Origin of the sequence: Streptomyces sp. NPDC037389 (assembly GCF_040636475.1) — a bacterium.
Taxonomy (GTDB): domain Bacteria; phylum Actinomycetota; class Actinomycetes; order Streptomycetales; family Streptomycetaceae; genus Streptomyces; species Streptomyces hesseae.
In genome coordinates this window covers 556,221-570,151 of record NZ_JBEZUS010000004.1, presented here as the reverse complement: position 1 = coordinate 570,151, position 13,931 = coordinate 556,221, and the positions used below count along the sequence as shown (strand labels likewise).

Here is a 13,931-nt window from a genome sequence, read left to right as displayed (position 1 = left end):
ACACACGTGGCTGACGAGGTAAAACTCCGCGAATACCTCAAGCGGGCCATCGCCGACGCCCGGGACGCCCGCAAGCGCCTGCGCGAAGTGGAGGGCAAGGACCAGGAGCCCATCGCCATCGTGGGCATGGCCTGCCGCTACCCGGGCGGGGTGACCTCGCCCGAGGACCTGTGGAAGCTGGTCGAGGACGGCGTCGACGCCGTCTCCGAGTTCCCCGCCAACCGCGGCTGGGACGTGGACGGCCTCTACGACCCGGACCCGGAGCAGGTCGGCAAGTCGTACTCCCGTGAGGGCGGCTTCCTCCACGACGCCGACCTCTTCGACCCGGCGTTCTTCGGGATGTCGCCGCGCGAGGCCCTCGCCGCCGACCCGCAGCAGCGGCTGCTGCTGGAGACCGCGTGGGAGTCCTTCGAGCGGGCCGGCATCGACCCGGCAACTCTCAAGGGCAGCCGCACCGGTGTCTTCACCGGCGTGATGTACAACGACTACGGCTCCCGGCCGAACCTGCCCCCGGAGGGCTTCGAGGGCTATCTGTTCAGCGGCAGCGCGGGCTCCATCGCCTCCGGGCGGCTCGCCTACAGCTACGGGCTGGAAGGCCCGGCCGTGACCGTGGACACCGCCTGCTCGTCCTCGCTGGTCACCCTGCACCTGGCGGCGAACGCGCTGCGGCGCGGCGAGTGCGACCTGGCGCTCGCCGGCGGCGCGACCGTGATGTCCACGCCGGTGGCGTTCATCGAGTTCTCCCGGCTGCGCGGCCTGGCCGCCGACGGCCGCTGCAAGTCCTTCGCGGCGTCAGCCGACGGCACCGGCTGGGCCGAGGGCGTGGGCCTCCTCCTCGTCGAGCGGCTCTCCGACGCCCGGAAGAACGGCCACCACGTGCTGGCCGTGCTGCGCGGCTCGGCCGTCAACCAGGACGGCGCGTCCAACGGCCTGACCGCCCCCAACGGCCCGGCCCAGGAGCGCGTCATCCGCCAGGCCCTGGCCAGCGCGGGCCTGAAGCCGTCGGATGTCGACGCCGTCGAGGCGCACGGCACCGGTACGACGCTGGGCGACCCGATCGAGGCGCAGGCGCTGCTGGCCACCTACGGCCAGGACCGCCCCGAGGACCGTCCGCTCTACCTGGGTTCGCTGAAGTCCAACATCGGCCACGCGCAGGCGGCGGCCGGTGTGGGCGGTGTCATCAAGATGGTCCAGGCCATCGATCACGGGGTGCTGCCCCGCACCCTCCACCTCGGCGAGCGGTCCTCGCACGTCGACTGGGAGGCGGGCGCGATCGAGCTCCTCACCGAGGAGCGCAAGTGGCCGGAGACGGACCGGCCGCGCCGTGCCGCCGTCTCCTCGTTCGGCTTCGGCGGCACCAACGCGCACGTCATCATCGAGCAGGCGTCTCCCGAACCGCCCGCCGAGGACGGCGAGCAGGGCGAGGACACGGCCCCGGTCGCCGCGGCTCCCGAGGCGCCCGTGGTGACGACCGAGCTGCCCGCCGTGCCCTGGCCGGTGTCCGGTCACACGGCCGACGCGCTGCGCGCGCAGGCCCGCCGGCTCCTGGACCGCGTCGAGGCGAACCCCGACGCGTCCGCCACGGACATCGGCTTCTCGCTGGCCACGGGCCGTTCGGCGCTGGAGCACCGCGCGGTGGTCACAGGCACCGGCCGCGCGGAGCTCGTCGCGGGCCTGCGTTCCCTGGCCGAGGGCGAGCCCGGCGCGGGCGTCGTCTCCGATGTGCGCGGCGGCGGCCGTACGGGTTTCCTCTTCACCGGCCAGGGCGCCCAGCGCGCCGGCATGGGCCAGGAGCTGTACGCGGCGTTCCCGGTCTTCGCCGAGGCCTTCGACGCGGTGGCCGCCGAGCTGGACCCGCTGCTGGGGCGTCCGGTCCGTGAGGTGATCGCCTCCGGTGCCGGTCTGGACGACACCGGCTGGACCCAGCCCGCGCTGTTCGCCGTCGAGGTCGCCCTCCACCGCCTCGTCGAGTCCTGGGGCGTACGGCCCGACTTCCTCGCCGGGCACTCCATCGGCGAGCTGACGGCCGCCCACGTGGCCGGCGTCCTGTCGCTGGCGGACGCGGCGAAGCTCGTCGCGGCGCGGGCGAAGCTGATGCAGGCACTGCCCGGCGGCGGCGCGATGATCGCCGTGCAGGCCGCCGAGGACGAGGTGCTGCCGCTGCTGACGGGCCTGGAGGACCGGCTCGCGATCGCGGCGGTCAACGGCCCGGACGCCGTGGTGGTCTCCGGCGACGCGGACGCGGCCGAGGCGGTCGCGGCGCGGCTGAAGGAGCAGGGCCGCAAGACCAAGCGGCTCACCGTCAGCCACGCCTTCCACTCCCCGCACATGGACGGGATGCTGGAGGAGTTCCGGGCGGTCGCGGCGGGCCTGACCTACCGCGCGCCGGAGATCCTCGTCGTCTCCACCCTCACCGGGCAGATCGCCACCGGCGACGACCTGCGCACCCCGGACTACTGGGTGCGGCAGGTGCGCGGCGCCGTCCGGTTCGTGGACGCCGTCCGCGTGCTGGAGGCCGAGGGCGTCACCACGCTGCTGGAGCTGGGCCCCGACCCGGTGCTGACGGCCATGGCCGCCACCGCCCTCACGGACGCCGTCGCCGCCGTGCCCGCGCTGCGCGCCGGCCGCCCGGAGGCGGTCACCGCGCTGGCCGCGCTCGGCCGGCTCCACGCCCGGGGCACGGCCGTGAACTGGGCCGGCGTGTTCGCCGGCACCGGCGCGCACCGGGTGGACCTGCCCACGTACGCCTTCCAGCACCAGCGCTACTGGCTGGAGCAGTTGCGGACCGCCACCGACCCGTTCGGCGTGGCCGCGGGCACCGACGGCAAGCAGCACCCGGTGCTCGGCTCACCGATCACCGTGGCCGGTGCCAACCAGCTGCTGTTCGCCAGCCGTCTGTCGCTGAAGACCCACCCCTGGCTCGCCGACCACGTCGTGCTCGGCTCGCCGGTGCTGCCGGCCTCCGCGCTCGTCGAACTGGCCGTCCACGCCGGTGACATGATCGGCTACCCGGTCATCGACGAGCTCAACCTCATGGTGCCGCTGGTGCTGCCCGAGGACGGCACCCTCCAGCTCCAGGTGCGCGCGGGCACCCACGACGACTCCGAGCGCCGCTGCCTGTGCCTGTACTCACGGCCGGACTCCTCCGACGGGCCCTGGACCATGCACGTCGAGGGCTACTACCTGCCGGAGACCGCCGAGCCCGCCGCTCGCCCGGAGGGCGAGGGCAAGACCATCGAGTTCCAGCTCCCGGAGGAGCTCCACGAGGAGGCGGGCCGCTACGGTCTCCACCCCGTGCTGCTGAACGCGGCCGTCCCCGTCCGCCCCGCCGACCCGGCCAACGGCACCATCCCGGTGCCCGCCGACTGGTACGGCGTCCGGCTGCACGCCACGGGCGCCACGGCCGTCAAGGCGAAGGTGACCGAGCTCGACGCGAACAGCGTCGCGATGGAGCTGACCGACACGGCGGGCGAGCTGGTCGCCACCGTCGAGTCGATCGTCTTCCGCGACGTGCCCAACGGCCAGTTCACCCCGCACGTCGACAGCACCGGCCGCGACTCCCTGCTGCGCGTCGACTGGGTCCCCGCCCAGCTCGCCCCGGCGGACGAGACCCCCCTGTGGGGCGCGCTCGGCGACACGACGGAGGACCTGGACGCCCAGCGCTTCCTGGACCCGGCCCAGGTGGCCACGGCGGTGCAGTCGGGCACCCCGGTGGACGCGGTCCTGGCGCCGGTCACGACGGCGCAGCCCGGCGGTGCCGAACTGCCCGCAACCGTCCACACCGAGACGGCCCGCACCCTCGAAATCCTCCAGCGCTGGCTGGCCGAGGACCGCCTCGCGGCGACCCCCCTGGTCGTCCTGACCAAGGGCGCCATGGCCGTCGCCAACGGCGACGACGTCACCGACCTCACCGCGGCGGCCCTGTGGGGCCTCATCCGCACCGCCCAGTCCGAGGCCCCCGACCGCCTCGTGGTCGTCGACACCGACGGCAGCCACACCCCCGAGCTGCTGGCGGCGCTCGTCGCCTCCGGCGAGCCGCAGGCCGCCGTGCGCGGCGGCAAGGCGCTCCTGCCCAGGCTCCAGCGCCTCCTCGCGCCGGAGTACAAGCCGAAGCGCCCGGAGTGGAAGGCCGACGGCACCGTGCTGATCACCGGCACCGGCGCCCTGGGCGCGGTGTTCGCCCGCCACCTGGTGGCCGAGCACGGCATCTCGCGGGTGCTGCTCGCGAGCCGGGGCGGGGCGGCGGCCGAGGGGCTGACCGAGGTCGTCACCGACCTCCAGTCGCTGGGCGCCGAGGTCACCGTCGCCGCCTGCGACGTCGCCGACCGAGAGGCCCTCGCGAAGCTCCTGGCGGCCATCCCGGCCGAGCACCCGCTGACCGGTGTCGTGCACACCGCCGGCGTCCTCGACAACGGCCTGCTGCCCACCCTCACTCCCGAGCGGCTCTCGGCCGTCCTCCGCCCCAAGGTGGACGCGGCCTGGCACCTCCACGAGCTGACGAAGGAGCTGGACCTCGCCGCGTTCGTGCTGTTCTCCTCGGCCGTCGGCGTCCTCGGCGGCCCCGGCCAGGCCAACTACGCCTCCGCCAACGCCTTCCTCGACGCGCTCGCCGAGCACCGCCGGGCGGGCGGCCTGCCCGGCACCTCGCTCGCCTGGGGCCTGTGGTCGGTGCCCGGCGGCATCAACAAAGACCTGGACGAGGCCGACCTCAACCGGTTCGCCCGCGACGGCTTCCGGCCCATCGCCCGCCCCGAGGGCCACTCGCTGTTCGACCGGGCCCTCGCCCACGACAGCGCGGCCCTGGTCGGCACCCCCGTCGGCGCGGCGGCCGTACGCGCCCAGGAGCGCATCCCCGCGCTGCTGCGCGCCCTGGTGAGCCCCGCGACGCCCCGGCGCACCGCGCAGTCGCAGTCCGAGCAGACCGAGTCACTGGCCGACCGGCTGGTGGAGCTCGCCGCCCCGGAGCGGGAGGCGGTCGTGCTGGACCTGGTACGCACCGCCGTCGCGGCCGTGCTGGGCCACGCGGACCCGGCGGGCATCGAGCCCGAACGGGCCTTCTCGGACCTGGGCTTCGACTCGCTGACGGCCGTGGAGCTGCGCAACCGGCTCACCGTGGCCGCCGGCACCCGGCTGCCCGCGACGCTGGTCTTCGACCACCCCACCTCCGCCGCGCTCACCGCGTTCCTCCTCCGGCAGCTGGTGCCGGACGGCGCCGAGGCGCCGCATCCGGTGCTGACGGGGCTGGACAAGCTGGAGGCGCTGCTGCCCGGCATGGCCGCGGACGACCCGGCCCGCGCCTCCGTCTCCGTACGCCTCCAGACGCTGCTCGCCAAGCTCAACGAGTCCACGGCGGCGGTCGCGGAGGAGGACGTCACCGACCAGCTGGAGTCGGCCTCGGCCGAGGACATCTTCAGCTTCATCGACAACGAGCTCGGCCGCTCCTCCGGCTGAGGGCACTCACCGACTTCCGTATCTCCAGGAGAGATTCAGCATGACCAATCAACCCTCCAACGAAGAGAAGCTGGTCGAGTACCTCAAATGGGTGACGGCCGATCTGAAGAAGGCGCGGGCGCGCCTGGCCGAGCTGGAGGCGGGCACCCAGGAGCCCGTCGCCATCGTCGGCATGGCCTGCCGGTTCCCCGGCGGGGTGCGTTCGCCGGAAGACCTGTGGCGGATGGTCGAGGGCGGCGTGGACGGCATCTCGCCGTTCCCCGCCGACCGCGGCTGGGACCTGGAGCGGCTCTACGACCCGGACCCGGCCACCCCCGGCACCTCCTACACCCGTGAGGGCGGTTTCCTCGACGACGCCGCCCAGTTCGACGCGGGCTTCTTCGGGATCTCCCCGCGCGAGGCGCAGGCGATGGATCCCCAGCAGCGGGTGCTGCTGGAGACCGCGTGGGAGACCTTCGAGCAGGCCGGCATCGACCCGGCCGGGCTGCGCGGCAGCCAGGTCGGCGTCTTCGCGGGCGTCATCGAGCAGAGCTACCTCGGGCTCGACGGGCCCGAGGAGTTCGAGGGCTACCTGCTGACCAGCAAGCTCAACTCCGTGGCCTCCGGCCGGATCGCCTACAGCTTCGGCTTCGAGGGCCCGGCCCTGTCCGTGGACACGGCCTGCTCGTCCTCGCTGGTCGCCCTCCACCTGGCCGTTCAGTCGGTGCGGCAGGGCGAGTCGACGCTGGCGCTGGCCGGCGGGTCGACGATCACGGCGACCCCGGGCGGTTTCGTCGACTTCTCCCGGCAGAGCGGCCTCGCCCCCGACGGCCGCATCAAGTCCTTCGCGGCGGCCGCCGACGGCACGTCCTGGTCCGAGGGCGTCGGCCTCGTCCTCGTCGAGAAGCTGTCGGACGCGCGGAAGAACGGCCACAAGGTCCTCGCGGTGATCCGCGGTTCCGCCGTCAACCAGGACGGCGCGTCCAACGGCCTGACCGCGCCCAACGGCCCCTCCCAGGAGCGGGTGATCCGGCAGGCGCTCGCCAACGCCCGGCTGTCCACGGCCGACGTCGACGTCGTCGAGGCGCACGGCACCGGCACCCGTCTCGGCGACCCCATCGAGGCGCAGGCCCTGCTCGCCACCTACGGCCAGGACCGCCCCGAGGACCGCCCGCTCTACCTGGGCTCCCTGAAGTCCAACATCGGCCACACCGTGGCCGCGGCGGGCGTCGGCGGCGTCATCAAGATGATCCAGGCGATGGAGCACGGGCTGCTGCCCCGGACGCTCCACGTCGACGAGCCCACTCCCATGGTCGACTGGGAGTCCGGGGCCGTCGAGCTCCTCACCGAGGCGCGGCCGTGGCCCGAGGCCGACCGGCCGCGCCGGGCCGCCGTCTCCGCCTTCGGCGTCAGCGGCACCAACGCCCACCTGATCCTGGAGCAGGCTCCCGCCGAGGAGCCCGTCGCGCCGGCCGCCGAGCCGGCCGTCCGGCCCGTCCTGCCGTGGCTGCTGTCCGCGAAGAGCGCCGAGGCGCTGCGCGAGCAGGCCCGCCGGCTGCTGGACGCCGCCTCGTCGAAGTCACCTCTGGACATGGCGTATTCGCTGGCCACGACCCGTTCCGCCCTGGAGCAGCGGGCCGTCGTCACCGGCGCCGACGCGGACGAGCTCCGGGCGGGCCTCACCGCTCTGGCCGAGGGCGGGCAGAGCCCGTACGTCGTCCAGGGCGCGCGCGGCAAGGGCAGGACCGGTGTCCTTTTCACCGGCCAGGGCGCCCAGCACCCCGGCATGGGCCAGGAGCTGTACGCGGCGTACCCCGTCTTCGCCGAGGCCTTCGACGCGGTGGCCGCCGTCCTGGACCCGCTGCTGGAACGGCCGATCCGCGAGGTGATCGCCTCCGGTGCCGGCCTGGACGACACCGGTTACACCCAGCCCGCGCTGTTCGCCGTCGAGGTCGCCCTCTACCGCCTCGTCGAGTCCTGGGGCCTGCGCCCCGACTACCTGGCGGGCCACTCCATCGGTGAGATCGCCGCCGCCCACGTGGCCGGGGTGCTCTCCCTGGAGGACGCCACCAAGCTGGTCGCGGCGCGCGGCCGGCTGATGCAGGAACTGCCCTCGGGCGGCGCGATGATCGCCGTCCAGGCCACCGAGGACGAGGTCCTGCCGCTGCTGGCGGGCCGCGAGGACGAGGTGACCGTCGCCGCCGTCAACGGCCCCTCCGCCGTCGTCATCGCCGGTGACGAGGGCGCGGCCGAGGAGATCGCGGCACGGCTGAAGGAGCAGGGCCGCAAGACCAAGCGGCTCACCGTCAGCCACGCCTTCCACTCCCCGCACATGCAGCCCATGCTGCCGCTCTTCCGCAAGGTCGCCGAGAGCCTCACCTACCACCCGCCCACGATCCCGGTCGTCTCCGGCCTCACGGGCACCCTCGCCACCGCCGAGGAACTGACCTCGCCCGACTACTGGGTGCGCCACGTCCGCGAGGCCGTGCGGTTCGCGGACGCCGTCCGCGCCCTCGCCGCGCACGGTGTGACCACGTTCGTCGAGGCCGGCCCCGGCGGCGTGCTGACCGCGCTCGTCCAGGACACGGTCGAGCCCGGCGCGGCGGTGGCGCTGCTGCGCCGCGGCCGCCCCGAGCCCGCCGCCCTCGTCGAGGGCCTCGGCCGGCTGCACAACCACGGGACGACCCTGGACTGGCGGGCGTTCTTCGAGGGCACCGGCGCGCGCCGGGTGGACCTGCCCACGTACGCCTTCCAGCACCAGCGCTTCTGGGTGGAGTCGGCGGCACGGGCCGCCGACGCCGCCGGGCTCGGCCTGGCCGTCGCCGGGCACCCGCTGCTGGGCGCGGCACTGCCCGTCGCGGGCGCCGACGAGGCCCTGTTCGCCGGCCGGATCTCGCTGCGCACCCACTGCTGGCTCGGCGAGCACCGCGTGCTGGGCACGGCCGTGATGCCGCCCGCCGCCCTGGCCGAACTGGCGATCCGCGCCGGTGACGAACTGGGCGCGAGCGTCCTGGCGGACCTCGCGCTGGACGCCCCGCTGGCCGTGCCCGACAAGGGCGACGTCCAGCTCCAGGCCCACGTCGGCGCCGCCGACGCCGAGGGCCGCCGGACGGTCACCGTCCACGCCCGGCCCGACGGCCTGGACGTGCCGTGGACCCGCCACGCCCACGGCACGCTGACCGCCACCGGCCCCGGCTCCGGCTTCGCGGGCGAACCCTTCGAGCTGGTCTCCTGGCCGCCCCAGGGCGCGGAGGAACTCGCCCCCGAGGAGGCGTACGAGCGGCTGGCCGCCGCCGGGCTGACGTACGGCCCGGCGTTCCGGGGCCTGACCGCCGCCTGGCGCCACGGCGAGGAGACCTTCGCCGAGGTCCGGCTGCCCGAGGGCACCGGCCTCGACGGCTTCGCCCTCCACCCGGCCCTCCTGGACGCGGCCCTCCACGCGGCCGCCCCCGCCGGCGCCCTCGTGGACCGCTGGCAGGGCGTACGGCTCCACGCGACGGGCGCCACCGCCCTACGGGTGCGGGTCACACCGACCGCCGACGGCGCGCTGTCGCTCCGGCTGGCGGACCTGTCCGGCCGGCCCGTCGCCTCCGTCGAGGCGCTGCGCACCCGCCCGGTCACGGCCGCCGCCATCACCGGCGCCCTGGCCCGCCCGCACGACGCGCTGTTCCGCATGGACTGGACGCCGGTCGCGCTCCCCGCGCGGGACGCCGCCCCTTCGTACGCGGTCCTGGACCCCGACGGATTCGCCGACGTGGCCGCCGTCGCGACGGCGGTGGCGGCGGGCGCGCGCTACGACACCGTGCTGCTGCCCCTGACCGCCGAGCCCACGGACGACGTCCCGGCGAGCGTCCACGCCACGGCGCTGCGCGCGCTGGGCCTGGTCCAGGAGTGGCTGGCCGAGGAGCGCCTGGCGGACATCCCGTTGACGGTCGTCACGTCGGGCGCGATGGCGACGACCGCCGGCGAGGACGTCACCGACCTGGCGGCCCCGACCGTCTGGGGCCTCCTGCGCTCGGCCCAGTCGGAGCACGCGGGCCGCTTCGTCCTGGTCGACGCGGACACCTCGGACCACGCCCTGCTGGCATCGGCCGCGCTCTCGGGCGAACCTCAGCTGGCGCTGCGGGGCGGCGAACTGCGAGTGCCGCGCCTGGCACGAGCGGAGGAAGCCCCGGTCCCGCCCCTTCCTGCTTCCCGGGGCTCCGGCCCGGACCCCGACGGCACCGTCCTGGTCACCGGCGGCACCGGCTCCCTGGGTGCCCTCTTCGCCCGCCACCTGGTGGTGAACCACGGCGTCCGCCACCTGCTCCTCACCAGCCGCCGCGGCCCCGCCGCCCCCGGCGTCGAGGAGCTCACCGCCGAGCTGAAGGCACTCGGCGCCGACGCCGTGACCGTCGCCGCCTGCGACGTCACCGACCGCACGGCGGTGGCCGAGCTGCTGGCCGGCGTCCCGGCCAAGCACCCCCTCACGGCCGTGATCCACACGGCGGGCGTGCTGGACGACGGCCTGATCACCTCCCTCACCCCCGAGCGCCTCGCCGCCGTCCTCCGCCCCAAGGTCGACGCGGCCTGGCACCTCCACGAGCTGACGAAGGGCCTCCCGGGCGACGGCCTCGCCGCCTTCGTCCTCTTCTCCTCCATCGCGGGCATCGTCGGCGGCCCCGGCCAGTCCAACTACGCCGCGGCCAACGTCTTCCTGGACGCCCTCGCCGAGCACCGCAGGGCCAACGGCCTGGCCGCCACCTCCCTGGCCTGGGGCCTGTGGGAGCAGGAGGCCGGCATGAGCGGCCACCTGGACGACACCGACCTCAAGCGGATCGCCCGCAGCGGCTTCCGCCCGGTCACCGCCGTCCAGGGCACCGCGCTGCTGGACCTGGCCCTGGAGCTCGGGGACGCGGCCCTGGTCGCCACCCCGCTCGACCTCACCCCGCTGCGGGCCCAGCCGGCCCAGGCGCCCACCGTGCTCGGCGCCCTGGTGCGCACCCCGGCGCGGCGCGCCGCCCGCAACTCCGACGTGGTGGACGGCTCGCTGGCCGAGCGGCTCGCCGGGCTGGACGTGGACGGTCAGCGGCAGGCCGTGCTGGAGCTGGTCACCGCCGAGATCGCCGGGGTGCTCGGGCACTCCGGGGGCACCGGCATCGACATCTCGCAGCCCTTCCCCTCCCTCGGCTTCGACTCGCTCACCTCGGTCGAGCTGCGCAACCGGCTGGGCGCCGCCACCGGCGTCAAGCTGCCGGCGACGGTGGTCTTCGACCACCCCACGCCGGAGGGCCTGGCCGCGTTCCTGCTGACCGAAGCACTGGCCGCGGGCGACACCACGGCCGCCGGGAGCGTGGACTTCGCCGCCGAGATCGTCCTCGCCGAGGACATCCGCCCGGCGGACGAGGTCGTACGCGCCGTGGCCGACCCGAAGGAGATCCTGCTCACCGGCGCCACCGGCTTCCTCGGCGCGTTCCTGCTCCGCGATCTGATGCGGACCACCACGGGCCGGATCCACTGCCTGGTGCGCGGCACGGACGAGGCCGCCGCCCTGGAGCGGCTGCGGGCCAACATGGAGTACTACCGGGTCTGGGACGAGGTCGACCCCGCGCGGCTGGCGATCGTCCTCGGCGACCTCTCCGAGCCGGGCCTGGGCCTCGCCCCGGAGGACTTCGACGCCCTCGCCCGCGAGGTCGACGTGGTCTACCACAACGGCGCCCGCGTCCACTGGCTCCACCCGTACACCTCGCTCAAGGCGTCCAACGTCCTGGGCACGGAGGAGGTCCTGCGGCTGGCCGCCCGGCACCGCACGGTGCCCGTCCACTACGTCTCGACCGTCGGCGTCTTCGACGGCGTGCGCGAGGAGGGCGTCCCGCTGAAGGTCACCGACCCGACCGGCCCCGCCGAGGCGCTGCCGAGCGGCTACCTCCAGAGCAAGTGGGTGGCGGAGCAGCTCATCGGCGTGGCCCGCGACCGCGGTCTGCCGGTCTCGGTCTACCGCGTCGACGTGATCTCCGGCGACCAGGAGAACGGCGCCTGCCAGACGGCGGACTTCGTCTGGCTCAGCCTCAAGGGCCTGCTCCAGGCCGGTTCGGTGCCCACGACCAGCGGCGGCCGCTTCCACCTGCTGCCGGTGGACTATGTGAGCGCCGCGATCGTGGGCATCTCCCGGCAGGAGAAGAGCGCCGGCGGCACGTTCCACCTCTTCAACCAGAGCTCGCTCTCCCTGGGCACCTGCGTCGCCTACCTGCGCGACCTGGGCTACCCGCTGGGCGAGCGCGGCTGGGACGAGTGGAGCGAGTCCGTCCGTACGGACCGGGACAACGCCCTGTACCCGCTGCTCCACGCCTTCGAGATGATGACGTCGGACACCGACGCCTTCTACCCGCCGATCGGCGTGGAGGAGACGGAAGCCGCGCTGGAGGGCAGCGGCATCAGCTGCCCCGAGCTGACGCGCGAGCTCTTCGAGAAGTACGTCGGCTTCTTCGTGGAGGAGGGCCACTTCCCGCCGGTTCCGGTGGGCTAGTCCGCTCGGGCGCCGGAGGGGCTGAGTGTTCAGCCCCTCCGGCGTTCGCGAAAGCGGGGTCCCGGCGGCTCCGCCCCAGGACTTCGGGAAGGAACCCAAGGGCTGGCAAACTCCCCACCATGACCAGCCAGAACTCACTCCTCCCCCACAAGGTGACCCTCGTCACCGGCGCCAGCAGCGGCATCGGCGCCGCCGCCGCCCGCGTCTTCGCCCGCGAGGGCGCCCGCGTCGTCCTCGCGGCCCGCCGTGAGGACCGCCTCGCCGCCCTCGCCGCCGAGCTCCGCGAGCAGGGCGCCGAGGCCTCGTACGTCGTCACCGACGTCACCCGCCCCGACGACGCCCGGCGCGCGGTCGAGTTCGCGGTGGAGCGGTACGGCCGCCTGGACGCCGCCTTCAACAACGCCGGCATCGGCGGCGACCGCACCCCGATGCATCTGATGGGCGACGACGTCTACGACACGATCATGGACGTCAACGTCCGCGGCGTCTGGAACTGCCTGCGTCATGAGATATCCGCCATGCTGGCGACCGGCGACGGCGGCGCGATCGTCAACAACAGCAGCGTCGCGGGGCTCGTCGCCATCCCGGCCGCCGCACCCTACATCGCCGCCAAGCACGCGGTCGTCGGGCTGACGCGGGCCGCGGCCGACGAGTACGCGAAGCAGGGCATCCGGGTCAACGCCCTCGCCCCGGGCACCACGCGCAGCGAGATCACGGCCGACTGGTTCGACCGCAACCCGGGCCTGGAGGAGGCGGTGAACGGCATGACCCCGCAGGGCCGCACCGCGGCCCCGGAGGAGATCGCCGAGGCGGCCGCCTGGCTGCTCAGCGACCGCTCGCCGTTCCTCACCGGCGTGGTGATGCCGGTGGACGGCGGCTTCGTCAACCAGTGACGGAGCCGGCTCCGTGCCTCAGCCCTATCCGGAAGGCGACCTCGCCCTCCTGCACCCCGGTGACCTCGACGCCCTCCGCGACGGACGCCGTCTCCAGAGGCGCCGTCTCCAGAAAGCAGGGCGCGTCGAACTCTACGTACCGGCTGTAGGCCATCGTCACATCGACCGTGCCCGCCGGGAGGTCCCCGGCCGAGGCCGCCGTCCGGGCGGCCCGGGCCGCCTGGCACGCGGCGGTGAAGAGGCCCAGCCCGGGCACGTGGTCGACGGGGTGGTCGAACATCTCCTTGTTGTCCGGGTCATTGCGCAGCAGCCAGCGGTCCGGGGCATCGGTGGCGGCCAGGACCACCTCGCCGGCCCCGGAACGCCCGACGGCCGAGGGGGCCACCGGCGCGGGTATCTCCCAGTCGCCCCAGCGCGGCGAGAGGTGGGCGCCGCGCAGCCGGCGGTAGACGCCCGGGGAAATCCAGGTGGCGAGCGACCGGGCACTGATGATGGTCCGCGCACCGGCTCGGACCGTGAAATCCATGGCTTCGCAACCATGGCCCCGGGCATCGCGGCCATTCTCGGGTGAGCACCGCAGATCGACGCTGAGAAGGAGTGGATCATTTCCTTCCGGTCGTGCCGTCGGCGCAATGCTGAAGTCCAGGTTCCGCAAGAGCGACTGATGGTCGAGCGGAACACCGAACTCGGCGTGCGAAATAGCCAGTCCGCACTGCCGGAGGGTATGCGCGGCAAGTTCCGGATCGGGCCGGTCGCCGGACGCCGAGGCGGGCCACTCCACCGTGAGCGTGAATTCCGCCGGGCCCCGGCGCACCCAGTCCACCACGAGGACGGAGGCCTCGTCGTGGAGGTGGACCAGTTCCTTGGCGATTCTCTTGCGGTCAGGCAGGACGACCGGTCCGGCGGCAGGTTCGCCGCGCGGTTCCACGGCCTGTTCGGCGGGAGACCGGGGGGACGGTACGGTTGCCGCCTCCGAAGCCCCGGCCGATTTCGGAATTCCGGGCTCCAGCGTGCAGGATTGCTGCACCGTTACGGACATGATCCCCCCTGGGTCGCCGATGCGTGGGATTGAGCCTGGGCGGGCACTCGCCGCCGAGGATACC

Annotated in this window: 4 protein-coding genes; 3 read left to right on the top strand and 1 reads right to left on the bottom strand. The window is 74.3% G+C overall.

Going from position 1 to position 13,931, the window contains the following annotated elements; translation table 11 throughout:
• Positions 1 to 6 precede the first annotated feature (6 nt).
• From AB0E98_RS12190 to AB0E98_RS12180, 3 genes are all read left to right on the top strand, one after another.
• Positions 7 to 5,451 (top strand): SDR family NAD(P)-dependent oxidoreductase, encoded by a 5,445-nt coding sequence (locus AB0E98_RS12190; protein WP_361701477.1) that lies wholly within the window; start codon positions 7 to 9, stop codon positions 5,449 to 5,451.
• Between the two features lie 40 nt (positions 5,452 to 5,491).
• Positions 5,492 to 11,935, top strand: a complete 6,444-nt coding sequence (locus tag AB0E98_RS12185) for a thioester reductase domain-containing protein (protein WP_361701476.1) — start codon at positions 5,492 to 5,494, stop codon at positions 11,933 to 11,935.
• A 119-nt stretch (positions 11,936 to 12,054) separates the two neighbouring features.
• Positions 12,055 to 12,828 (top strand): glucose 1-dehydrogenase, encoded by a 774-nt coding sequence (locus AB0E98_RS12180; RefSeq protein ID WP_361701475.1) that lies wholly within the window; start codon positions 12,055 to 12,057, stop codon positions 12,826 to 12,828.
• On the opposite strand, the gene AB0E98_RS12175 is transcribed toward AB0E98_RS12180, so the two are convergent.
• Positions 12,818 to 13,867: a ScbA/BarX family gamma-butyrolactone biosynthesis protein gene (locus AB0E98_RS12175; protein ID WP_361701473.1), complete on the bottom strand. Its 1,050-nt coding sequence runs from the start codon at positions 13,865 to 13,867 to the stop codon at positions 12,818 to 12,820. The two genes, AB0E98_RS12180 and AB0E98_RS12175, sit on opposite strands and share 11 nt — an antisense overlap.
• Positions 13,868 to 13,931 lie beyond the last annotated feature (64 nt).

Excerpts from the sequence above, each read along its gene's own strand:
- AB0E98_RS12185 (WP_361701476.1), top strand. The coding sequence starts at position 5,492 with ATGACCAATCAACCCTCCAACGAAGAGAAGCTGGTCGAGTACCTCAAA.
- AB0E98_RS12180 (WP_361701475.1), top strand. The coding sequence starts at position 12,055 with ATGACCAGCCAGAACTCACTCCTCCCCCACAAGGTGACCCTCGTCACC.
- AB0E98_RS12175 (WP_361701473.1), bottom strand. The coding sequence starts at position 13,867 with ATGTCCGTAACGGTGCAGCAATCCTGCACGCTGGAGCCCGGAATTCCG.